This is a genomic window from Pelagibacterium halotolerans (assembly GCF_044811015.1).
GTDB classification, from domain to species: domain Bacteria; phylum Pseudomonadota; class Alphaproteobacteria; order Rhizobiales; family Devosiaceae; genus Pelagibacterium; species Pelagibacterium halotolerans_A.
The window spans coordinates 2,820,714-2,843,633 of sequence record NZ_CP085243.1 but is presented as its reverse complement, the minus strand read 5'-3'; the positions used below and the strand labels follow the sequence as shown (position 1 = coordinate 2,843,633).

Genomic DNA, 22,920 nt, shown 5'->3' with positions numbered 1-22,920 from the left:
CCAAAAATCCCGGACGTATGCGGCGAGGCGTGCCTCGCATCTATATAATCAGTATGAGGCGCGTCTCGCCGCATACCGTCCACGCTATTTGAACCTGATGGCAGATTGCCGGAGGGCGCTTTGGGCTGCCCGCTAAGAGCCTGACCCAAAAGTCCGCGGCTGAGGATTGGTGAGGGATTTTTGGTTGGAATTGAAGGGGAATTTTGGGCAATATTGGACATATTGGCTAAAATTCTCCTTCAATTCCGGGCAACAAAGACCCGCCAAGCCGACCCGTCGGACTTTTGAGTCAGGCTCTAAGGCGTCACCGCTGGCTCAAAAAAGAAGCGCCCAGGATAGCCCCGGGCGCTTCCAAATCTCAAAAAACGCAGCCGCCTTACTCGATCACGCCGACTTCGGTGAACGAGCCACCCTCGACGGTGAGCTCGACAATGACGCCGTCGACGTCACCGGCTTCGTCGAAATCGAGATTGCCACCGGCACCGATATAGTCGATGTCGGTGCCTTCGGCGATCAGCGCCTTGGCCTTTTCCCATTCGCCCGGCAGGATCGGTTCGCCCGGGGCCGAAGCCACTTCGCGCAACGCGGCGGACAGGCCCTCGCGGTCGGCCGAGCCATTCTTCTCGACGGCGAGCGCAAGAAGGAAGGCCGCGTCATAAGCCTGCGGCGCATAAACCGCATTCGGATCGAGTTCGGCTTCGGTCGCGAGCTCCGTGAAGACGCTAGCGGACTCACCCGCGAACGCACCCGCGCGGGTCGCGATCATGCCCTCGACCGCCGCTGCGTCGACGCCAGTGAACAGGTCGTCGCCGACCATGCCGTCGCCGCCCACGAAGGTGAGGAAGTTGCCCGATTCCAGCGCCTGGCGCAGGATCGTCTGGCCCGAGGAGTTCGCATAGGCGAGGATAACGAGCGTTTCGGCCCCCGAGGACGCGAGGTTGCCCAGTTCCGCACGGTAGTCGGCCTTGCCGTCTTCATGCGCGAGGTTTGCGAGGATCGTTCCGCCGCCTTCCTCGTAAGCTGTGGCGAACGCATCGGCGAAGCCCGAACCATAGTCGTTGTTGACATAGGTCACGGCCACTTCAGTGATGTCTTTGCCAAGCAACAGCTCGGCCATCTTCACGCCCTGGAAGGCATCCGATGGCGTCGTGCGGAAGACAAGGTCGTTGTCCTCGAGCGTGGTGACCGCTGGCGCGGTCGAAGCCGGCGAGATCATGACAACGCCGCCCGGAATACCGGCAGAGTTCGCCCCGCCGATCGTTTCGCCCGTGCACAACCCGCCGACGATTGCGGTAACCTGATCGGTATTGACCAGACGGTCGGTGGCGTTGGCCGCAGCGGTCGCATCGCACGCACCATCGGCCGAAAGGATCGACAGCGTGCCGCCGTCAAGAATACCCCCCTGTGCATTGACGTGTTCAACGGCCAGTTCGGCGCCCGCGAAAATCGGTGGTGTAAGGCTTTCGATCGGCCCGGTGAAGCCGCCAACGAAGCCCAGGTTGACGTCTTGGGCGATCGCCGGAGCCGCCGCCGAAAGAACGCCCGCGGCGACGGCCAGGGTCAAAGCTTTTTTGATATGACGCATGATTTCCCTCAATGTTCGTCTGTACTTGCCCACCGGCTCGCCGGAGCTTTAACGTCATGGACGTCGCGCTCCAGTCTTTCGTGCCGATGGGCCCCAACAGGATCGGAACCCAAGCCCCGGGCCCCGTCAGGGGCAAGCATTGCACATTTGGGCGGGCCAAGTCACCCGTTTTCGCAACTGGCAATTGATCCATCTTGTCAGTTGCTTAACCCTCCAGCATTTGCGAATTTGCCGCCCATGAAAGCCCTCAGCGCCGCCCTGCGAAATCCTGTTGCAACCGCATTCGCCGGTTTCGTCATCCTTTCGGGCGGCGCGCAGGCGCAGGTTCAGGTGCTCGGTCCGCAGTCCCCTCCCGCGCAAGCCGCGTCCGAAGCCGAACCCGCCGCCGGTCCGGCCTCAGCCTGCGCGTCCGACGCCTTCACCATCGCACAGATGAACTGGCCATCCGCAGCAATCCTCGCCCATATCCACGCCAATATCCTGACCGAAGAGTTCGGCTGCACCGTGCGCCTCGTGCCTGGCGATCCCGAATCGACCCTCTCATCGATGTCGACCACCCGCCAGCCCGCCGCCGCACCCGAAATCTGGGCCTCGCGCTACCCCGAAATCTGGAACGGCGCGCTGCGCGCCCAAAGCCTGCGTGCCGCGGGCGACACCTATTCGGGCGGGCCGCTTGAAGCGTGGTTCGTCCCCGGCTATGTCAAGGCCAACAATCCGGCGCTTCAGAATGCCGGGGATCTCATCGACCACTGGCGCGTCTTTGCGCAAGAAGGCGCGCAAACCGCACGCTTCATATCCTGCCCGTCCGACTGGGCCTGCGCGCTCATCACGGAAAAAATGCTCGGCGCCTTCGGCCTCGACGACCGGTTCGAGATCGTAACACCGGAGGATCGCCTCGCCCTGGACAGGCTTTTGACCGATGCCGTCACCCAGGGCGAGCCGGTCGTATCGTACTATTGGCAACCCAACGGTCTCATCGACCGGCTCGAACTCGAACCGCTCGGCATGGGCGGGCTCGACAGTGCCGCCGCGCAATGCATGGCGCTCGCCGGCTGCGTGCCCTTCGGCCCCTCGTCATACGCTCCGGATACCGTCGTGATCGCGCTGGCCGAGTGGGTGTTTACCGACGCAAACGAGATTGCCGCCTATTTTGGCCGAGCCGTCATGCCGGTTACGGAAATGAACGCACTTCTCGCCTGGCAGGCGGAAAACGAAGCGGGCATAGAAGAGACGGCGGCACATTTCATCGAAACCCGGCAAGACCTCTGGCAGCAATGGGTCGACGCTGACCGTTAACGTCCGGATAACCTAACAGTCTGGAACAAAAGTCCTTTTCATCGAACTGTCACGGGACTGTCATGCTGCGCACTTACCGGTCGGCCTGCGGCAGAACGCCCATGAAAGGTCCAGAACGTGCGCAATCCAACATCTGCCACCATCCACGCCACGCCCGAAGCCGTGTTGTCTCAATACCGCCTGATGGCCCTGGTGGGCTGCGCTGCGGCCCTGGCGCTCGTGGGCTTGCTCATTGCGGCACTTGAGGCCGTTGTTTCAAACCGCCCTTCGCTCGTAGGGCTGATCGTGGCCGGCGCGCTACCTTGCCTCGTCCTGCTTGGCGTCTTCTGGTTCGGCTATCGCGGCCTCAAGCACGCCCTCGCCGAAGCCGAAATCCAGCGGCGCGAGCACGTCGCGGCCATCAATCGCGACGCCCTTACCGGCGCGATGACGCGCGGTTATTTCCTCGCTGAGCTCAAGAGTCTTGTACGGCGCAGCACGAAGACACCGCTCGCCTTTTTACAGTTCGACATGGATCACCTCAAATCGATCAACGATGGGCTGGGTCACGCTGCCGGCGACGCCGCGCTACAGCGCTTTGCCCGAGTGATTGCTGAAACCGCACCGGATGCGATCTTCGGCCGGCTGGGCGGCGACGAATTCGCGATCGCTATTCCCGGCATCGACTCGAAAGCGGCGTTGCGCCGGTTGGGCGAACACATCCTGGCACGACTCGATACCCCGGTGTCCCATGCCGGACGCGACATGCGCCTGTCGGCCACCATTGGCGTCGCGGTCGCCCCCGAAGACGGCGCCACGGTCGACGTCCTGATGTCGAAAGCCGATCTCGCGCTCTATAAAGGCAAGCGATCTGGCCGCTCCAAGGTTATCGCATTCGAGGCCGAAATGCTCGCCGAGGAACGCCATCAGCGCTTCATCGAGCGCGAGTTGCGCACCGCTATCCTCCTCAATGAGCTCGAGCTTTTCTACCAGCCGGTCTTCGGCGCCAAGGATGAAGTCGTGTCCGTTGAAGCGCTTGTGCGCTGGAAACACCCCGTGCGCGGGCTCATTCCGCCCTCGGACTTCGTCCCCATCGCCGAGCAGGGCGATTTGATCGACAAGCTCGGTGAATGGGTCCTGCGGCGTGCCTGCCGCGATATCGACGACCTCGCCGTCCCCGCCATCGCGGTCAATGTCTCGGCTGCCGAACTGCGCCGGGAGGGCTATGCCGATCGCGTCGCGAAAATCCTTAAAGAAGCCGGCGTTTCTCCGCAAAAGTTGATCGTAGAGGTGACCGAAACCGCGCCCTTGCGCGCTGGCGACGTCGAACGGATCAATTTGCGCGCCCTGCGCGAAACCGGTATCCGGATCGCCATCGACGATTTCGGTGCCGGCCATGCGAGCCTCGCCTATCTGCGCAACTTCCCCTTCGATTGCATCAAGATCGATCGCACCTATATCGCCAATATGCTCACCAGCCGCGTCGACGCGATCATCGTTCAGGCCGTTGCGCGTCTTGCCCGTGTGCTTGACGTCGACGTCGTGGCCGAGGGTATCGAGACAATGGATCAGCGCGAGGCCGCGCGCCAAGCCGGTTGCGCCGCGGTCCAGGGCTATCTGCTCGCCCGTCCCATGCCGCTCGACCAATGCGTCGCATTCCTCTCGCACGATCTGCCAATCGCAAGTGCGGCCTAGCCGAATGTCCAAGTAGCATCGCGGTTGCAGAACCCCATGGCTCGCGCTTATAAGAACGGAGTATCCACCAAGGGGAAACGGGAGCGCGGATTGGACATCAGGAAGATCAATGACGCCGTAAGCGTTTCGGGCCAGATTACGCCCGAGGACGTCGCCGAGATCAAGGCCGCCGGTTTTGTGGCGGTGGTCAACAACCGCCCGGACGGTGAAGCGCCAGATCAACCCGCCAATGCCGATATCGCGGAGGCCGTTAAAGCGGCGGGCCTCACCTATGTCGAAATTCCCATGGGCCGCGAAGGCGTGAGCCCGCAAATGCTCGCGCAAACCCGCGACGTGCTCGATACTGCCAATGGCCCCGTCTTTTGCTTCTGCCGCTCAGGAACGCGCTCGACCACCCTCTGGGCGTTGAGCCAGGCCGGTCAACACGATGCAAGCGAGATCATTTCCTCCGCCAAACAGGCCGGTTACGATATAAGCCATCTTGCTGCCCATCTCGACAAACCGATCGCCTGACCCTGGGCCTCGGAAGACTTTCGGCTTGCCTCTACCGGCTTTGCCGACTTCAATCATCGATAGACTGCTCTCCATCGCGCCCGCGCCTCCTCCGGGCACAGAACCAAGGGGTCGGTTCCCATGACGATCAAGAAAATCCTCGTCGCCAACCGTTCGGAAATCGCCATCCGCGTCTTCCGCGCCGCCAATGAGCTGGGGTTGAAAACGGTCGCGGTCTTCGCCGAGGAAGACAAACTGGCGCTGCACCGGTTCAAGGCCGACGAAGCCTATCTGATCGGCCACGGCAAGGGCCCTGTCGAAGCCTATTTGCAGATCGACGAATATATCCGAATCGCGCGGATTTCCGGTGCCGACGCAATCCACCCCGGCTATGGCCTGCTCTCGGAAAGTCCCGAATTCGCGGACGCCTGCGCCGATGCCGGCATCACCTTCATCGGCCCGCGCAGCCAGACTATGCGCGATCTCGGCAACAAGGTTGCCGCGCGCAACATGGCGATCAAGGCTGGCGTGCCCGTCGTCCCAGCGACCGAACCGCTTCCCGACGATCTCGATGAAGTCGAAAAGATGGCCGAAGATATCGGCTATCCCCTGATGCTCAAGGCAAGCTGGGGCGGCGGCGGACGCGGCATGCGGCGGATCAACTCGGCAAAGGAACTCCGCCACGAGGTCTCAGAGGGCAAGCGCGAGGCCAAGGCCGCATTCGGCAAGGACGAGATGTATCTCGAAAAGCTCGTCGAGCGCGCCCGCCACGTCGAGGTGCAATTGCTCGGCGACGACCACGGCAACCTCGTGCACCTGTTCGAACGCGACTGCTCGGTCCAGCGCCGCAACCAGAAGGTCGTCGAGCGCGCGCCCGCACCATATCTCGATGAAAAGACCCGCAAGGCGCTGACCGATGCGGCACTCAAGCTTGGTCGCGAAGCCAATTACCGCTGCGCAGGCACCGTCGAATTCCTGATGGATGCCGATACCGACGCATTCTACTTCATCGAGGTCAACCCGCGCATCCAGGTCGAGCACACGGTGACCGAAGAGGTGACCGGCATCGACATCGTCAAAGCACAGATCCACGTGATGGACGGCGCGGTGATCGGCACACCGGAATCGGGCATCCCCAAGCAGGAAGACATTGTCCTGCACGGCCACGCCCTGCAGTGCCGTGTCACGACCGAAGACCCCGAAGAAAACTTCATCCCCGACTACGGCCGCATCACCGCCTATCGCGGCGCCACAGGCTTCGGCGTCCGCCTCGACGGCGGCACCGCCTATTCAGGGGCGGTCATTACCCGGTTTTACGATCCGCTTCTTGAAAAAGTTACCTGCTGGGCGCCGACGCCAGAAGAGGCGATCGCCCGCATGGATCGCGCACTGCGCGAATTCCGTATCCGGGGCGTCTCGACCAACCTCGCCTTCCTCGAAAACATCATCGCGCACCCTAAATTTCGCGACAACACCTACACCACACGTTTCATCGATACCTCGCCCGAACTCTTCGATATGCCCAAGCGGCAGGACCGGGCGACCAAGCTTTTGACCTACATCGCGGACGTGACCGTAAACGGGCATCCCGAAGTCCGCGACCGTGCCAAGCCTGGCGAACACGCCCCCCCCATGGTGCCTGAATACCCGGCGGCCAATGCCATGGACGGCTCGCGCCAGATCCTCGAAAAGGACGGCCCCAAAGCCCTCGCCGACTGGATGAAGGCACAAACCCGCGTTCTCTTCACCGACACCACCATGCGCGACGGCCACCAGTCGCTCCTGGCGACCCGTATGCGTACCTTCGACATCGCCGCCATCGCCAAGGCCTATTCGCGTGGGCTGCCGGGGCTTTTTTCTCTCGAATGCTGGGGCGGCGCGACCTTCGATGTCGCCATGCGGTTCCTCAACGAAGACCCGTGGGAACGGCTGGCCAAGGTGCGCGAGGGTGCACCGAACATCCTCACCCAGATGCTGCTGCGCGGGGCCAACGGCGTCGGCTACACCAACTATCCCGACAACGTCGTCCAGTTCTTCGTCAAAAAGGCCGCCGAAGGCGGGATCGACGTCTTCCGGGTCTTCGACTGTTTGAACTGGGTCGAGAACATGCGCGTCTCGATGGACGCAGTCAATGAAGCCGGAAAGGTCTGCGAAGGCACACTCTGCTACACCGGCGACATGCTCGACCCCGACCGGGCCAAGTACGATCTCAAATATTATGTCGGGCTCGCCAAGGAACTCGAAGCCGCAGGGGCCCATGTGCTCGGCATCAAGGACATGGCCGGGCTCATGAAGCCCGCCGCTGCGCGGAAGCTGATTTCGACCCTCAAGGAAGAAATCGGCTTGCCGATCCACTTTCACACCCACGACACCTCCGGCGCCGCAGCCGCCACGGTGTTCGCAGCCTGCGACGCGGGTGTCGATGCCGTCGACGCAGCCATGGATGCCTTTTCGGGCACCACCAGCCAGCCCACACTCGGATCGCTCGTCGCTGCGCTGCGCGGCACCGAGCGCGACAGCGGGCTCGATCCCAAGGTCATCCGTGAAATCTCGTTCTACTGGGAAGCCGTACGCGCCCAATATGCGGCCTTCGAGAGCGATCTCAAAGGCGGGGCCTCGGAAGTCTATCTCCACGAGATGCCCGGCGGCCAGTTCACGAATTTGAAAGAGCAGGCCCGCTCGATGGGGTTGGAGACCCGCTGGCACGAGGTCGCCCAAACCTACGCCGACGTCAACCAGATGTTCGGCGACATCGTGAAGGTAACCCCTTCCTCGAAAGTTGTGGGGGACATGGCGCTCGCCATGGTCTCATCGAACCTTACCCGCGCCGACGTCGAAAATCCGGACAAGGAAATCTCCTTCCCCGACTCCGTGATCGGCTTCTTCGCCGGCGATCTGGGCCAGCCCCCCGGCGGCTTCCCCGAAAAGCTGCAGAAGAAGGTCTTAAAGGCCCGTGCCCCGCTCACGGAACGGCCAGGATCCTATCTCAAGCCCGCCGATCTCGAGGAAGAACGCAAGAAGGCGCTGGAAGCAACCGGTCTCGATGCGATCGACGACTACCGGCTCGCCTCATATCTCATGTATCCCAAGGTCTTCGCCGAATTCGCGAAGGCCCAGGAAACCTACGGCCCCACCGAAGTGCTGCCGACGCCGGTCTATTTCTACGGCCTGCCCGCCAGCAGCGAGGTGCTGGTCGACATCGAAAAGGGCAAGACCCTCGTCGTCCAATTGCTCGGACGCTCGGAAACCAACGAAAAGGGCATGGTCCGCGTCTTCTTCGAGTTGAACGGCCAACCGCGCACCGTCACGGTTCCTGACCGGCTCAAGGCTGGCGAGATCGTCGCCCGCCCCAAGGCCGCGCCTAACGATGCAAACCAGGTCGGCGCACCGATGCCCGGCGTCATCTCTTCGGTCGCCGTCCAGGCGGGGCAGAAGGTGGCCGCAGGCGATGTGCTGCTCTCGATAGAAGCAATGAAAATGGAAACCGCGCTCCACGCCGAGGCCGACGGTATCGTTGCGGAAGTCCTGGTCAAACCCGGCGACCAGATCGACGCCAAGGATCTTCTGGTGAGACTGGAGGCTTAGCCCTCCGCCTCAGGGAATGGCCCGATCACGGGCCACCCCTCAGCATCCCAGCTTAGGGGCGCCAGACCGAGTTTGGGCCGTCCGCCAGCTGCCGCGTCGTAATAGTGGTAAGCAAGCATGGGGCCGTCAGGCCCCATGAACGCCTCCTGCCCGCCGGGTCCTCGGTAACGCCCATCCGAAGCAAGCACCTCGGTGGCGCCGCCTTCGCGCATATCAGCCCCGTCCTTTGCGCGGTAGGGGCCCGTGACAGCATCCGATCGCCCCACCATAATGCGGTAGTCGCTCGCTACGCCCCGGCAGCAATGCCCGAACGAAACGAAAAGGAAGTAGCCCCCGTCGTGCTCAAGGATGGCCGGCGCCTCGATTGCGCCACCGTGGCGCGATGCGATCAATAGGGGTTCGGCATCATCGATCCGCTTGCCCGAGCGCGGATCGATCTCTACCAAGTGAATGCCATCCCAGAACGAGCCGAACGCCAGCCACGCGCCGCCCTCGGTATCGATACGGAACGGATCGATCGCGTTATAGGCATCGGATCTATGGCTACGCAGCACCATGCCTTGGTCCCGCCACCCCGTCGCGGGATCGGTCGCGTCGAACGCATCATTGGTCATAAGCCCGATGGCGCTGTTGTTCGATCCGAACGTCGACGCCGCGTAATAAAGATAATGCGTGCCCTCATATTCGGAAATCGACGGCGCCCAGAGATTGGGGGGCATTCGCCCGAGCGCATCGGCGATCCATTCGGGTTGCCCGCCTTGCAGCGCGCCGGTTTCGGTCCAGGTCAATCCGTCGGGCGACGATTTCGTTCGAGGCGTCCCTCCATCGGCCGCGCGCTCCACACCCGTGGCAAAGGAGGCAAATGTCCCCTCGATAACGACGACGGAAGGATCATGAATGAAAATATTGCCCGAAAGCACAGGCTGGTCCTCCGCAGCAGCGGCAGCCGCGCTTAGCGCCAGCGCCACAATCGCGCCGATTGCACGCTTCGACATCTCTCCTCCTGCGTCAAGGCGTTCCGACGCACGTCCGGACGATCCGGTGGGACAACACCATTATCGCCCACCCGACGCAAGCATCGTCCGTCCGTGCTGGCTCAGATCATACCCATGAGCATCAGAATCAGAACAACGATGACGATAACACCGAGAATACCTGTTGGTCCGTATCCCCAGCTGCGAGAATACCCCCATGTCGGAAGGGCACCGATAAGCAACAGGATCAGAATGATCAAAATGATTGTCGAAAGGGTCATTGAGACATCCCTCGCGTTGGAAACATACCATGGGTCAAGTGTTTGCGTGGCAAATCGTTCCTGTCGGGCTTAACCTGCATGGCCATAACAGCGTCATGATGCCGGGTTGACTTCAACAGCGGAAAGCGCCACTTCCCAAAGACAATACTGCATCAAGGACGAAGCCATGGCCGGGCCGGACGCGCGTAAGAAAACAGTCGGGGTCAAAGTCGGCAACGTCACCGTGGGTGGTGGCGCGCCTATCGTCGTACAGTCGATGACCAACACCGACACCGCCGATATCGCCTCGACCGTTTCCCAAGTCGCCGCGCTAGCGCGTGCCGGCTCAGAAATCGTCCGCATCACCGTCGACCGCGACGAAGCTGCGGCCGCCGTGCCCCATATCCGGGATCAATTGCTGATCCGCGGCATCGATGTGCCGCTGGTGGGTGATTTCCACTATATCGGCCACAAACTCCTCGCCGACCACCCCGCTTGCGCGGAGGCGCTTGCGAAATACCGCATCAATCCGGGCAATGTCGGGTTCAAGGACAAGCGCGACAAGCAATTCTCCCAGATGATCGACATCGCGCTCCGCTATGACAAGCCGGTTCGCATCGGCGTCAACTGGGGCTCGCTCGATCAGGAACTCCTGACCGCGCTCATGGACGAAAACGCCACCCGCGAACTCCCGTGGAGCGCGGCACATGTTCAGCGCGAAGCGATCATCCGCTCCGGCCTCTATTCGGCCGAGCGTGCCGAAGAGCTTGGCATGGGTCCCGACAAGATCATCCTCTCGACCAAGGTCTCCGACGTCCAGCAACTGATTGCGGTCTATGAGGAATTGGCGGTCCGTTGCGATTATGCGCTACACCTCGGCCTCACCGAGGCGGGCATGGGCTCGAAAGGCATCGTCGCCTCCTCGGCGGCGCTCGGCATCCTGCTCCAGCAGGGCATCGGCGACACGATCCGCATTTCCCTGACCCCCGAGCCCGGCGGCGACCGCACCCTCGAGGTCAAGGTAGCCCAGGAACTCCTCCAGACCATGGGCTTCAGACAGTTCGTTCCCGTGGTCGCGGCATGCCCGGGTTGCGGGCGCACGACATCGACGACGTTCCAGACTCTCGCCAAGGATATCCAGGATCACCTTTCGAGCTCAATGCCCGAGTGGCGCGAGAAATACCCCGGCGTCGAGACCCTCTCGGTCGCAGTGATGGGCTGCATCGTCAACGGTCCGGGCGAGAGCAAGCACGCCGATATCGGCATCTCCCTCCCTGGCACCGGCGAAGCCCCCTCGGCCCCTGTCTTCATAGAGGGCAAGAAGGTGGTGACACTCAAAGGTGCGGACGTGGCCGACCAGTTCAAGAGAATGGTCGCGGATTATATCGAGCAGCGGTTCGGCTCAGGCGGCACCGCTTCGGCGGCGGAATGAAGGAATCAGTGGGCATCGCCATCCGCGAAGCCCGGCCCGACGACGCTGCTGCGTGCGCCGAGGTCATGCGGAATTCGATCCGCGAATTGTGCACCCGCGATCACGGCAACCGGGACGACATCCTGAATGGCTGGCTCGCTAACAAAACACCTGAAATCGTGCGCGGCTGGATCGCTGAGGAGAGCAATATCCTTCTTGTCGCTGAACGTCGGGGCGCGATCGTCGCCGTCGGCAGCGCACGGCATTCCGGCGAAATTACCCTCAACTATGTGGCCCCATCCGTCCGCTTCATGGGTGTGAGCAAAGCCGTTCTTGCCGAACTTGAAAGCCGCCTCGCGGCGCTCGGTGTCAAAACGGTACGATTGACGAGCACCAACACAGCACGCGAATTTTACAGCGCGCTTGGGTACGTGCCCGACGGCCCGGTCAAGCCTTGGCGGGGAGAGACGAAGGTGCATCCCATGATCAAGGCGCTGGCGCCACCCGCACGTAAATCGGCGTCGCTTCACCGTTGAACTGTCCTATCCGCCAGCGCGTGTAACCGAGCTTCTCGGCCACACGGATCGAAGCCGCATGGTCCGGATGGAAGATGCAGCACGTAGTTCGAGCGCCAAATTGCATATCGCCCCAAGCGATAGCCGCCCGGGCAGCTTCAGTCGCATAGCCCCGCCCATGCGCCCGAGGCGACAGTACCCAGCCGACTTCAGGCATATCGTCGATGGAGGGTGTGATCTCCCGCCGGAACTGACCGAACCCGACGGTTCCGACAAAAGCGCTACCTTCCTTTTCCTCGACCACCCAGTAGCCAAAACCATAGGCTGCCCAATGTCCTATCGCGCGTGTCAGCCGGGTCTCGGTATCCGATAGCCCCGACGGCTTGCCGGTGATGTAGCGGTAGACGCGTTCATCCCTCCACATGATATAAAGATGATCGAAATCGCTCGGGCGATGCGCGCGCAGGCGCAACCGTTCGGTTTCGATCACCGGAACGAATGGCAGGTCTGGTTTGAGCGTCAGCATCAGTTCTCCCGCTCCGCGAAATACACGATCAGCGCCCGCAGCATATCCGCTTCCGCCCCGAAACCGGATAGCGCGGCGACGCCATCTTCGACGGCATCGATCAGCATGTCCCGCGCACCATTGAGCCCCCGCCGGGCGACAATGGTGGATTTGTTCTGCGCAACGTCCTTGCCCGCAGTCTTGCCCAAGTCGGCGCTCGTCGCGGTGACGTCGAGAATGTCGTCAGCAAGCTGGAACGCCAGCCCCGCCGCTTCGCCATACCGGATGAGTGCAGCGCGCTGGGTAGTGTCCGCCCGCCCGAGAATAGCTCCCATCTCGACGCCAGCCCCGATCAACGCCCCGGTCTTGCGCCGCTGCATGGCAATGATGCCAGCTTCGTCAAGCGGTATCGTTTCCCCCTCAATGTCAGCAACCTGTCCTCCGACCATGCCGAGCATGCCTGCACGCGATGCCAGAACGCCGATCAGTTCGACCCGGATCGCCGCATCCGCGTGCGCCACCGGATCGGCCAGAACGGCAAACGCCTCGGTCAAAAGTGCATCGCCGGCCAGGATCGCAAGCGCGGGATCGAACGCCTTCCAGACCGTCTGCCTGCCCCGGCGCATCGCGTCATTGTCCATGTCGGGCAGATCGTCATGGATCAGCGAATAGCAATGCACCATCTCGAGCGCCGCCCCAGCCGCGAGGCTATCGGCATGCGCCACACCGAAAGCCTCCGCGCTCGCGCGCACCAGGAACGGCCGCAACCGCTTGCCGCCATTAAGCGCCCCATGCGCGATGGCGCGAACGAGGCGCGTGGGAGCGCCCTCGACATCGAGACGGGCCGCAAGGAAGGATTCGGTATCCACCGCACAGGCGGCGAGAGCGTCGGTAAGATCCATGTCCGGAGTGCTAATGCGTTCGCCACCTCCCGGCAACACCATAAAGACAACCTTAGCCCGCCTGTGGCACAAGGACGCCCATGACGACGATTGGGAAAAATCGCGTGGCAAACAAGTCTAAACGCAAGAGCGGACTCTGGCGCTGGTTCAAATGGCCGGTGGCGATGCTGGCCATTCTTGTCGCTGTTCCGCTCCTACTGGTCCCCATTTACTGGATCGTGCCGCCGGTCTCGGTCCCCATGCTCGCGCGCTACCTCACGCTCCAGCAGGTCGACCGGCAATGGCGCGGCATCAACGAGATTTCCGACAGACTCAAGACCTCCGTGATCCTCTCGGAGGACGGCCAGTTTTGCCGCCATTTCGGTGTGGATATCAGTGCACTCCAGACGGAGATCGAAGACTATTTCGCCGGACGTCCCGTACGCGGCGCCTCCACGATCACGATGCAAGTCGCCCGTAATCTCTTTTTGTGGAACGACCGTTCGATGATCCGCAAGGCGCTCGAAATTCCGCTCGCGATTTACATCGACCTCGTGCTGCCCAAACAGCGCATCATGGAAATTTACCTCAATATCGCAGAATGGGGTCCGAACGGAACCTTCGGGATCGAGGCTGGCTCCCAGCATGCCTTCGGTACTACGGCGGAAAACTTCACCTGGGAGCGTGCCAGCCTCCTCGCCGTCACCTTGCCCAACCCGCATTTGCGCAACCCGGCCGATCCGACAGCGGGGCTGCGCCGCGTTGCGGAAATTGTCCAGACCCGCGCCCAACAGTTCTCCGGCCATGCGAGCTGCGTCTTCGACGGCCCGCCTGATCTGTAGTTTTTGGGGGCTAGCCAAACCTGCGCCGATCCGCTATAGAGCGCCACGATCCGAACACGAATTGACGGTTTGGCGTGCCCGGCGCGGCAAGAACGTATTGCCACGAGGCCCTGAACCGACCGAGATGGAGTAACGAAAATGGCAGTGCCCAAGAGGAAGGTTACGTCGATGAAGCGTGGCTTCCGCCGGTCGGCGGATGCGCTCAAGGCCAAAGCCTATGTGGAAGACAAGGATAGCGGCGAGCTGCGCCGCCCGCACCATATCGATCTTAAGACCGGTATGTATCGCGGCCGTCAGATTCTTGAGCCAAAGGGCGAATAAGCCCCTCACGGCATACGACTAGACCAAAGCGTCATTGCCGCGCTCGAATTAAAGCTTTACGGCCAGTCCTGACGTTCGGGGCTGGCCTTTTATTTTGCCCGATAGCCTTTGCCTGGAGGATATGATGACGACACGGACCGAAACCGACTCGATGGGCCCTATCGAGGTTCCCTCCGACAAGTACTACGGCGCACAGACTGCCCGTTCGCTCAAAAACTTCGACATCGGCGGCGAAAAGATGCCGCTCGAAATCGTCCACGCCTTCGGCATCCTCAAAAAGGCCGCAGCTATCACCAACACTAAGCTCGGCCTGATGGACGAGGCGACGCGCGATCTCATCGTTTCCGCGGCCGACGAGGTGATCGCCGGCAAGCTCAACGATCATTTCCCCCTCGTCGTCTGGCAGACCGGTTCGGGCACTCAATCCAACATGAACGTCAACGAGGTGATCTCCAACCGCGCCATCGAATTGGCGGGGGGCGAGATGGGATCGAAAAAGCCCGTCCACCCCAATGACCACGTCAATATGAGCCAGTCGTCGAACGATACTTACCCCACCGCCATGCATATCGCGGCGGTGACCATCGTCGTTGAAACGCTCTTCCCCAAGGTCAAGCACCTGCGCGACACGCTCGACGCCAAGTCCGGGGAATTCATGGACGTGGTCAAGATCGGCCGCACGCACCTTCAGGACGCGACGCCGCTGACGCTCGGGCAGGAAATCTCCGGTTGGGTCGCCCAGATCGACCACGCGCTCGCCGCCGTCGAAGCCACGCTCCCGCAGCTCCGTGAACTCGCACTCGGCGGCACCGCCGTCGGCACCGGGCTCAATACACATCCCGACTACGCCAGAACCGTGGCCGAGGAAATCTCCAGGCTCGCCGGACACGATTTCGTCACCGCGCCCAACAAGTTCGCCGTCCTCGCCGGGCACGATGCCTTCGTCGGCGCCTCCGGCGCGCTCAAGCAACTTGCTGCGGCTTTCATGAAAGTCGCCAACGACGTCCGCTGGCTCGCTTCCGGCCCCCGCTCGGGCCTTGGCGAAATCACCATCCCCGAAAACGAGCCCGGCTCATCAATCATGCCAGGCAAGGTCAACCCGACCCAGTCCGAAGCCATGACCATGGTCGTCGCCCAGGTGATGGGCAACGACGCCACCATCGGTTTCGCCGCAAGCCAGGGCAATTTCGAGCTCAACGTCTTCAAGCCCGTCATCGCCTACAACTTCATCCAGTCGGTCCGGCTCCTCGCCGACGCCGCAACCTCGTTCAACGACAACTGCGCCATCGGGCTCGAACCCAACCGCCCGCGCATCAAGGAGCATCTTGAAAACTCCCTGATGCTGGTGACGGCTTTGAACCGCAAGATCGGCTACGACAACGCCGCCAAGATCGCCAAAACCGCGCATAAGAACGGCACCACCCTGCGCGAGGAAGCGATCAATCTGGGGCTTTTGACCGGCGAGGAATTCGACGCCGAAGTGCGCCCCGAAAAGATGGTCGGCCCGCTGCCATCGGCGAAATAATATCCAAACGCCGGCACCTGATTTTGGTGCTGGCGATTTTCTCCCGCTTAGGGCATTCTGACATCGCCCGTTGCACAAAAAGGGAACGACCGGATGTTCATCCCGCCGCTTCTCGCCCTGCCTTTGGTCGTCTACAACCTGATCGGACTGTTCGCCCTCGGAGACGGAGCCGGCTGGGCAAACGACCTCTTCACGCTCCCGCTTGTTTCGGGCGCGACCTGGCAGGTTTCGAGCGCCGACATCTTCATCATCGTCTCACTCGTCCTGCTCTTCGGCGAAATCCTCAAAGCCACGCGGTTTGGCAGCGCATCGGTCATCGATCATATGCTCTCGACCGCGGTCTTCATCATCTGCCTTGTCGAATTCCTGCTCGTGCCCTTCTGCGGCACATCGGCCTTCTTCATCCTGATGGTGATGGCGCTCATCGACGTGATTGCAGGTTTCACCGTCTCGATCCGCGCGGCGGCTCGCGATGTGCAATTCGGCGGGTTGGAGAGTTAAGCGCTGAGTGTTTTCCGGTACCCCATGGGCAAGCGTTTGACGTCGAGCGTATCGGTGCGCCGATAAGCCGAACTTGCCTCCCCGTCGCTCGCGCGGCGGCGCGCACGCTGAATGGGCATGGCGTCGCGTGTCGCGATCAGCTGTGCAGTGAAGGCCGATTGCGTCACAATGCGCACGATAGGCGGTCGTTGCGCGGACCGCTCGACGGCCATCGGCAGATTGTGTGCCGAAATGATACGCTTTTCACTCTCGCCGTTACGCATGCGACTGACCCTGTCTCACTTCGAGGCGCAGTCCCATTTTGATACGGAAACACACGCGCTCTACCCGTAAAGTGGCAATCGGCGTGCCAAGTGTAAACGTGCTGTTAACGAAATCCACGCGCACCGCTTCGCATGGTTAACGCGCCCCTGTGGACATTAGGGTTCGATTAGGAAAGCTGCCGCAATTTTGCGGCTTTACGCCGCTATCAGCCGGCAACCGAAATCAAACGGACCGGACAATGCCGATCGCCAAACCTCCCTTTCGCGCGCCCCTTTTTGCCACCGTCCTGCTGATCGCCGGTGCGCTGGCCGCCTGCTCGCCCGGCGGCGCCACGATTGGTCTGCCGCAGGGACTCACTGCGGCCATTGATCAGCCCGGCGCACAAATGGACCGGGCCGCAGCGCTCAACATCGTCAACCAGTACCGCACGATCCGCGGTGTCCCGGCGCTCGCCGGCGACGCCACCCTCGACGCACAAGCGCGGCAAGTGGCGGAAGCCTATGCGCGTTCGGGAACGCCTCCGGCCACGCCCGCGGGCGTTACCGTGATGCGGTTGAGCGCAGGTTATCTAAATTTCGCCGAAACCTTCTCGGGATGGCGGTCTAGTCCCGCTGACGCGAATGCCCTTGCAACGCCGTCGGCGGGCCGTGCTGGCTTTGCCGTGGTCTACGATCCCAATTCAGCCTATGGCGCCCATTGGGTCGTACTGCTCGCATCCTAGCCCACCTCGCGTTCCACGCTTTGCGGACGAATGATCCGGGCTTCAAGCTCTTCGATCACGACCGGCTCGACGAATTCGACCGCGAAACCGGGATCGAGCTGGCGCACCACGCGCCCGACGACCGAGCCCACCGCCAGTGGAAGACCGATTTCGGCATGGATATCCGCCGAGACGGCCACCCCTGATGCCGACATATCGATGACGAAACAACCAACCCGACTGCCATCGGCAAGGATGAGGACCGACTCGGGATTGCGTGGAACAATCCGCTTGTGACGCCGCATTTCGGAGACTTCGAAATTGCGCCGCCGCTCGGCCCAAAGCACCTTCGCGGCAAGCCTGGCGCGCTGGGCGTCGCTCATTTTCAGCGAGATGACGAAACCGAACCCCAAAGGACGCACGATCTTGCCGCGCAAGATGCCGAACTCGTCGAAATGCATGACGACCCAGTCACCGACATCTCCCGAGACCGGCGCGGAAAGCGTGACAGTCTGCGGCGAGATGCGCTGAATCCGGCACGCAAAGGACGACACTTTCCGGCCGCTCTTGTCGCGCCATTTTTCGAGATAATAGCGCCCTGGCATATTCGCCAGGTGGCGCAGCCGGTCATCGAGCAGCGTATCCGCTTCAAGCCGGACGGTAGCGGAACCCCTCATTCCCGCGTCCCCATGTTAGAATTGCCCCACCAAGCACCCGCCGCAATGTGCCGCCAAAGCAATTGCTCGACCAAAAAATTCCCGCACCGACGCATTCGGAACGGGGAATACTCCAGTAAAGTTTGCCCAAGCTAGGGCGTTCTGATGAAAAAATCCTTGATCGAGGACGTCCTTTTTTCGTCTTTGTGCTAAGGACTGATTATAACTTCCATGACGTAAACCAAACCGCACCCCTTTTATGACCGCTCAAATCGACGCGCGCGGCCTGCGCTGTCCGTTACCCGTACTCAAGCTCGAAAAATGGCTCGATAACGCAGCCCCTGATGCAACCGTGATAATCCTTGCAACCGACCCGGTCGCAAAGATCGATATCCCGCATTTCTGTAACCAGAACGGGCACGTATGCGCTGTCGCCGACACCGAGGAGGCCGTTGCCTTCACGGTGACAAAACGCAGCAGGGGCGGCAGCGGCACGATTTAGCGGTTCTGCCTTTGCGCCATTTCGCTTGCGCGGCCCTTCACGTCCGGACCGGGATGGTAGCGCCCAGTTTCTCGAACCGCTTTCAGTCGTGGCGCTTGATGACCTCCGGCAACAACCCGCGCGGCGCGAACCTCAGCGCAATCGAGATCACGAGCCCTAATACGAACACGCGCATCTGCACCGACCGGGCCTGGATATCGGGAATGGCGCCCCAGCCCATGTCCTCGGAAAACCCGCTCGCCACGACAAAGAGCGCCTGCGCCAGCGGTTCGGACAGAATCCAGATAATGTAAATGAAGAGCCCGCCAAAAAGCGCTCCGAAATTATTACCCGAACCACCAACGATCAGCATCACCCAGATGAGGAACGTGTGGTGTATCGGCTGATAGCTCGAGGGATCGAAGATCTGGACGAACGATACGAGGATCGCCCCGCCGATCCCCATCAGCACCGATCCGAAAACGAAGATCTCGAGCTGCCGGCCCGTCACGTCCTTACCCATCGACGCGGCTGCGATGTGATTGTCCCGGATCGCCCGCATCATGCGGCCCCACGGTCCCATATAGGCGCGGTGGATGAGCCAGAGCGCCAAGACGACAACGGCGATGACGAGCGCCAGATATCCCGCGCGGGCATAAATGAAACTTTCGGTCGGCGCCGCACCCATGGCTTGGTAGGCCAGCGGGTCGGGAACCGGCCAGGGAATGGGCGAAACGGTCAGCGTGCCACGTGTGAGCCATTCGAGGTTCTTGATTACCGCCCGCAGGATTTCCGCAATGCCGATCGTTGCGATCGCCAGATAGTCCGTGCGCAGCCCAAGGCTGACCTTGCCCACAAAGAACGCGACGATGGCAGCGAGAGCACCGCCAAAGACCCAACCGAGAACCACGGGCAGGCCCAACCCGCCGACCCAGCCAGCTTCTGAAACGATCAGATTGGCCGCAGGGTCCATCTGGCTGCGGAAAATGACATAGGCAATGAACCAGGCAAGTACGATAATCGTCGCGCGCCATTTGCCGGTCACACCGAACCGCTGAACCCGATGCGCCATGACGATCAGCACCGCACCGATTGCCGCCGCGACCAGGGTCCGCCCCAGCATCACTGGCCCCGCAGATGCCCAGAAATCAGGATTGACCGGATAGGAAATGAACGTGACGGCGAAGCCCCCCACCATCAGCATTCCCAGAATGCCGAAATTGAAGAGCCCCCCGAAACCCCACTGGATATTGAGGCCCATGGCGATTAGCGCGAACGCAAAAGCCTCCACCATGAGGCGCACGGTGAACGGCGCCCCCATCAGCATACCAACGCCCAGGATGAGGACGAAAAGCCCGACAAAGGCCACGATATAACGCTTGGTCATGTCGAGGCTCCTTTGAAAATACCCGTAGGCCGGATGAGCAGAACGACGACCAGAATGATAAAGGCCACGGTGAGCTTGTATTCGGATTGCACAAGCGACAGCGATCCGGGAATTTCAAACCATTCAGGCAGGTTGTCCCGGAACGGCCGCAGGAGCACCGACCAGTTGAAGACGGCGAGTGTTTCAGCGAACCCGATCAGGAAGCCTCCCGCAATCGCGCCGTAAGCTTGGCCGAGACCACCCACAATCGCGGCGGCAAAGATCGGCAGGATGATGTTGAACGCAAGATCGGGCTTGAGGGTCACATCGAGCGCCAGCATGGTTCCGGCCATGCAGGCGAGTGCACCGGCAATGATCCAGGTTACACGCACAACAAGGCGCGTGTTGATGCCCGAGACCTGCGCGAGGTCCGGATTGTCGGCCATCGCCCGCATGCCCTTGCCCAGCCGGGATCGCGTCAGGAAGAAATGCAGCGCTATGACAGCGATGAGCGTCAGAACGATCAGATAAACCTGCGGCTCGGTAAAGGAAATCGGCCGCGTCACCCCTTCGAACGGCAGCTCGATCCGAAAGAGCCGCTTGGGTTCGGTCTCAAAGAACGTGCGCGTCTCGACGCCGAAAAAGAGCCGGATCAGGCCCTGGATCATCATCGTTACACCGATCGAGGCGATCAGAAGTGTCACGGGCCGCGCGCCGCGCGCCCTGAGCGGCGCATAAAACCCCTTGTCGATCCCCACGGCAACCGCCGCTGCAATCACCATGGCGATAGGGAGAACGAGAAAGCCGGTCGGCACCGGTGTGACGATCCCCATTCCGGCAAAAAGGCCCGCGAGCACGAAGGCGAAAAACGCCCCCATCGTCATCATGTCACCGTGCGCAAAATGCGCAAACCGCAGAATGCCGAAGATCAGCGTGATCCCGATCGCGCCCAGCGCATAGATCGAGCCGAGCACGGCCCCGCCAATGACCACCTGATTGAAAAAGAAAATAAAGTCGTTCATCGCCGCTACCCCCCAAGAAAACTTTTGGCGACGTCCGGATCGTCCAGCAATTGCTGCCCGGTGCCGGTGAACCGGTTTTGCCCGTTGGCGAGAACGAACCCCTTGGTGGCAAAGCCGAGCGCCTGGCGCGCATTCTGCTCCACCATCAATATCCCCACGCCCGACGCATTGATTTTGACCACCTGCTCGAAAATTTCCATCATATAGCGCGGGCTTAGTCCCGCTGACGGCTCATCGAGCATCAAAAGCTTGGGCTTGCTCATCAAGGCACGCCCCATCGCCACCATCTGCCGCTGCCCACCCGAAAGTTCGCCGGCATGCTGGCGCCGCTTGGCCTTCAGATCCGGGAACATCTGGTAGACTTCGTCAAGCGTGTCGGAAATGTCGTCGCGCCGGATGAATGCGCCCATTTCGAGGTTCTCGTGCACACTCATCGAGGTGAAAACGTTGTGCTCTTGCGGGACGAAGGACAACCCTAAAGGCACCAGCCGGTCTGCGTCCGAATTGGTGATGTCCTTGTCCGCGAACGTCACCGTGCCGCTCGTCACGGTCAGAAGCCCGAATATGGCCTTGAGCGTGGTGGACTTGCCTGCGCCGTTAGGGCCAACAATGACGCCGATATCGCTGGCGTCGATTTCGATATTGACCCCGTTAAGGATTGGCGCGCCGCCATAGCCGGCAGTGACGTCCCGAAGTTCGACGAGGCTCATTGAATGGCCTCCACCGGCCCGCCGAAATACGCTTCGACGATCGCCGGATTGGCGCGCAACTCTTCCATCGTACCCTTGGCGATGACCTCGCCCTGCGCCATCACGATAACCGGATCGCAAAGCCTTGCGATCAGATCCATGTCGTGCTCGATGACGAAAAAGGTATAGCCCAATTCCTTGTTCATACGCTCGATATTGCCCGCCAGATCGTTCAAGAGAGTCTTGTTGACGCCTGCAGCCACCTCATCGAGCAGCACGACCTGCGCGTCGACCATCATGGTGCGCCCAAGCTCGAGGAGTTTTTTTTGACCACCCGAAAGGTTACCAGCAAGCTCGTTGCGCACGTGGCCGAGCTTGAGGAAATCGATAACCTCAAGCGCCTTCTGCCGCACTTCTGTCTCACGCTTGGTCACGCGCGCCGGCTGGAACCACAACGCATTGAGATGCTCGCCCGGCTGCTCGGGCGGCACCATCATCAGGTTCTCGAGCGCCGTCATATTCGAGAATTCATGGGCGATCTGGAACGTCCGGAGCATACCGAGCTTGAACAGCGCATGAGGCCGCATGCCGGTTATGTCCTGACCGTTGAAAATGATTTGCCCGCTCGTAGGCGCGAAATTGCCCGCCACCATGTTGAAAAGCGTGGACTTGCCCGCCCCGTTCGGTCCGATCAACCCCGTGATCGAACCACGCTCGACTTCGAGCGAGCAATTGTTGACAGCCGAAAGGCCGCCAAAATGCTTCGAGACGTTGCGGACCTCGATTACCGCGTCGAATGACACCGTGCCCCAAAACTCCGTTTCAAATCTCTGGACCCTGCCGATTTCGGCGTATTGGCCGAAAAATCCGCGGCATCTGTTCACAAGCGGGGCGTCCGGTCAACACAGAAGCGCCATCAAAGTGACGCCAACACCGCTTCTGCTGTGGAGCGATTGACCGCCAGCGGGATATCATAGAGCGTTGCCAACCGCACGAGCGCCTTGACATCGACATCATGAGGAAGCGCGGTCAACGGATCGATAAAGAAAAAAAGCGCGTCGAGTTCGCCTTCGCAGATCATGGCGCCGAGTTGCGCATCCCCGCCCCGCGGGCCGCTTTTGAGCAATGTTACCGAAAGTCCGGTCCCTTCGGCAACGCGTCCCCCCGTCGTGCCCGTTCCAAAAAGCGTGAAATTGCCCAGCCGCTCCCGGTGCGTACGGGCGAAGGCGACCATTTCGTCCTTCATCTCGTCATGGGCAACAAGTCCGATCCGCTTCATTGAGACGTTTCCTTTGCACAAGAACACCGGCGGCAACCGCGCCCTTATGACTTGCAAGACACAGCTTGCCAAGCGTTCCCTCAGAACGGATGTCAG

24 protein-coding genes are annotated in these 22,920 nt (G+C 61.3%); 12 read left to right on the top strand and 12 right to left on the bottom strand.

The features are described 5' to 3' along the window. Positions 1-376 precede the first annotated feature (376 nt). Positions 377-1,585 (bottom strand): ABC transporter substrate-binding protein, encoded by a 1,209-nt coding sequence (locus LG281_RS13710; protein ID WP_404401612.1) that lies wholly within the window; start codon positions 1,583-1,585, stop codon positions 377-379. 237 nt (positions 1,586-1,822) lie between these two features. On the opposite strand from LG281_RS13710, the gene LG281_RS13705 reads away from it, so the two are divergent. From LG281_RS13705 to pyc, 4 genes are all read left to right on the top strand, one after another. Next, positions 1,823-2,881 (top strand): glycine betaine ABC transporter substrate-binding protein, encoded by a 1,059-nt coding sequence (locus LG281_RS13705; RefSeq protein WP_404401610.1) that lies wholly within the window; start codon positions 1,823-1,825, stop codon positions 2,879-2,881. A gap of 117 nt (positions 2,882-2,998) precedes the next feature. Next, on the top strand, positions 2,999-4,555 hold the full coding sequence (locus tag LG281_RS13700) for a putative bifunctional diguanylate cyclase/phosphodiesterase (RefSeq protein ID WP_404401608.1): 1,557 nt from the start codon (positions 2,999-3,001) through the stop codon (positions 4,553-4,555). Between the two features lie 90 nt (positions 4,556-4,645). Next, positions 4,646-5,068 (top strand): TIGR01244 family sulfur transferase, encoded by a 423-nt coding sequence (locus tag LG281_RS13695; RefSeq protein WP_404401606.1) that lies wholly within the window; start codon positions 4,646-4,648, stop codon positions 5,066-5,068. Positions 5,069-5,188: 120 nt separating this feature from the next. Further along, the gene (gene pyc, locus LG281_RS13690; RefSeq protein WP_404401604.1) at positions 5,189-8,632 is read left to right on the top strand and encodes a pyruvate carboxylase; all 3,444 of its coding nucleotides are present in this window, start codon (positions 5,189-5,191) and stop codon (positions 8,630-8,632) included. Here pyc and LG281_RS13685 read toward each other — a convergent pair. After that, a complete protein-coding gene (locus LG281_RS13685; protein ID WP_404401602.1) occupies positions 8,629-9,627 on the bottom strand; it encodes an arabinan endo-1,5-alpha-L-arabinosidase in 999 nt (332 codons plus the stop codon). The two genes, pyc and LG281_RS13685, sit on opposite strands and share 4 nt — an antisense overlap. 101 nt (positions 9,628-9,728) lie before the next feature. Then, positions 9,729-9,887: a DUF3309 domain-containing protein gene (locus LG281_RS13680; RefSeq protein WP_404401600.1), complete on the bottom strand. Its 159-nt coding sequence runs from the start codon at positions 9,885-9,887 to the stop codon at positions 9,729-9,731. A gap of 166 nt (positions 9,888-10,053) precedes the next feature. Here LG281_RS13680 and ispG point away from each other — a divergent pair, with 166 nt between their 5' ends. Together ispG and LG281_RS13670 are read left to right on the top strand one after the other, a co-directional pair. After that, on the top strand, positions 10,054-11,298 hold the full coding sequence (gene ispG / locus LG281_RS13675) for a flavodoxin-dependent (E)-4-hydroxy-3-methylbut-2-enyl-diphosphate synthase (protein WP_404401598.1): 1,245 nt from the start codon (positions 10,054-10,056) through the stop codon (positions 11,296-11,298). Continuing rightward, positions 11,295-11,813 carry a GNAT family N-acetyltransferase gene (locus LG281_RS13670; protein WP_404401596.1) on the top strand — a complete coding sequence of 173 codons (519 nt, stop codon included), beginning with the start codon at positions 11,295-11,297 and terminating at the stop codon, positions 11,811-11,813. The genes ispG and LG281_RS13670 overlap by 4 nt, the downstream gene beginning before the upstream one ends. Here LG281_RS13670 and LG281_RS13665 read toward each other — a convergent pair. After that, positions 11,764-12,318, bottom strand: a complete 555-nt coding sequence (locus LG281_RS13665) for a GNAT family N-acetyltransferase (RefSeq protein WP_404401594.1) — start codon at positions 12,316-12,318, stop codon at positions 11,764-11,766. The two genes, LG281_RS13670 and LG281_RS13665, sit on opposite strands and share 50 nt — an antisense overlap. Then, positions 12,318-13,199, bottom strand: a complete 882-nt coding sequence (locus tag LG281_RS13660; protein ID WP_404401592.1) for a polyprenyl synthetase family protein — start codon at positions 13,197-13,199, stop codon at positions 12,318-12,320. Before LG281_RS13660 ends, LG281_RS13665 begins: the two co-directional genes overlap by 1 nt. Before the next feature lie 104 nt (positions 13,200-13,303). Between LG281_RS13660 and LG281_RS13655 the strand changes: the two genes are divergently transcribed. The 4 genes from LG281_RS13655 to LG281_RS13640 all read left to right on the top strand — a co-directional run bounded on the left by LG281_RS13655 (position 13,304) and on the right by LG281_RS13640 (position 16,367). After that, entirely contained in the window at positions 13,304-14,020 is a 717-nt protein-coding gene (locus LG281_RS13655; protein WP_404401590.1) for a transglycosylase domain-containing protein, read from the top strand. A 138-nt stretch (positions 14,021-14,158) separates the two neighbouring features. After that, positions 14,159-14,341, top strand: coding sequence for a 50S ribosomal protein L32 (gene rpmF, locus LG281_RS13650; RefSeq protein ID WP_404401588.1), 183 nt, complete (start codon positions 14,159-14,161; stop codon positions 14,339-14,341). A gap of 121 nt (positions 14,342-14,462) precedes the next feature. Then, positions 14,463-15,866, top strand: a complete 1,404-nt coding sequence (gene fumC / locus LG281_RS13645) for a class II fumarate hydratase (protein ID WP_404401586.1) — start codon at positions 14,463-14,465, stop codon at positions 15,864-15,866. A gap of 93 nt (positions 15,867-15,959) precedes the next feature. Beyond that, entirely contained in the window at positions 15,960-16,367 is a 408-nt protein-coding gene (locus LG281_RS13640; protein ID WP_404401584.1) for a hypothetical protein, read from the top strand. Here LG281_RS13640 and LG281_RS13635 read toward each other — a convergent pair. Continuing rightward, positions 16,364-16,630 carry a hypothetical protein gene (locus LG281_RS13635; protein WP_404401582.1) on the bottom strand — a complete coding sequence of 89 codons (267 nt, stop codon included), beginning with the start codon at positions 16,628-16,630 and terminating at the stop codon, positions 16,364-16,366. The two genes, LG281_RS13640 and LG281_RS13635, sit on opposite strands and share 4 nt — an antisense overlap. 239 nt (positions 16,631-16,869) lie before the next feature. Here LG281_RS13635 and LG281_RS13630 point away from each other — a divergent pair, with 239 nt between their 5' ends. Next, positions 16,870-17,352 carry a CAP domain-containing protein gene (locus LG281_RS13630; protein WP_404401580.1) on the top strand — a complete coding sequence of 161 codons (483 nt, stop codon included), beginning with the start codon at positions 16,870-16,872 and terminating at the stop codon, positions 17,350-17,352. On the opposite strand, the gene LG281_RS13625 is transcribed toward LG281_RS13630, so the two are convergent. Continuing rightward, positions 17,349-18,008, bottom strand: coding sequence for a PilZ domain-containing protein (locus LG281_RS13625; protein ID WP_404401578.1), 660 nt, complete (start codon positions 18,006-18,008; stop codon positions 17,349-17,351). The two genes, LG281_RS13630 and LG281_RS13625, sit on opposite strands and share 4 nt — an antisense overlap. Positions 18,009-18,246: 238 nt before the next feature. Between LG281_RS13625 and LG281_RS13620 the strand changes: the two genes are divergently transcribed. Continuing rightward, on the top strand, positions 18,247-18,489 hold the full coding sequence (locus LG281_RS13620) for a sulfurtransferase TusA family protein (protein ID WP_404401576.1): 243 nt from the start codon (positions 18,247-18,249) through the stop codon (positions 18,487-18,489). 82 nt (positions 18,490-18,571) lie between these two features. On the opposite strand, the gene LG281_RS13615 is transcribed toward LG281_RS13620, so the two are convergent. The 5 genes from LG281_RS13615 to LG281_RS13595 form a co-directional block, all read right to left on the bottom strand. Then, a complete protein-coding gene (locus tag LG281_RS13615) occupies positions 18,572-19,855 on the bottom strand; it encodes a branched-chain amino acid ABC transporter permease (RefSeq protein WP_404401574.1) in 1,284 nt (427 codons plus the stop codon). Beyond that, positions 19,852-20,856 carry a branched-chain amino acid ABC transporter permease gene (locus LG281_RS13610; protein ID WP_404401572.1) on the bottom strand — a complete coding sequence of 335 codons (1,005 nt, stop codon included), beginning with the start codon at positions 20,854-20,856 and terminating at the stop codon, positions 19,852-19,854. Before LG281_RS13610 ends, LG281_RS13615 begins: the two co-directional genes overlap by 4 nt. A 5-nt stretch (positions 20,857-20,861) precedes the next feature. Next, positions 20,862-21,566, bottom strand: a complete 705-nt coding sequence (locus tag LG281_RS13605; protein WP_404401570.1) for an ABC transporter ATP-binding protein — start codon at positions 21,564-21,566, stop codon at positions 20,862-20,864. Beyond that, complete coding sequence (locus LG281_RS13600) at positions 21,563-22,348, bottom strand: ABC transporter ATP-binding protein (RefSeq protein ID WP_404401568.1); 786 nt, start codon at positions 22,346-22,348, stop codon at positions 21,563-21,565. Before LG281_RS13600 ends, LG281_RS13605 begins: the two co-directional genes overlap by 4 nt. A gap of 113 nt (positions 22,349-22,461) precedes the next feature. Further along, positions 22,462-22,824: a methylglyoxal synthase gene (locus LG281_RS13595; RefSeq protein WP_404401566.1), complete on the bottom strand. Its 363-nt coding sequence runs from the start codon at positions 22,822-22,824 to the stop codon at positions 22,462-22,464. Positions 22,825-22,920: the final 96 nt, after the last annotated feature.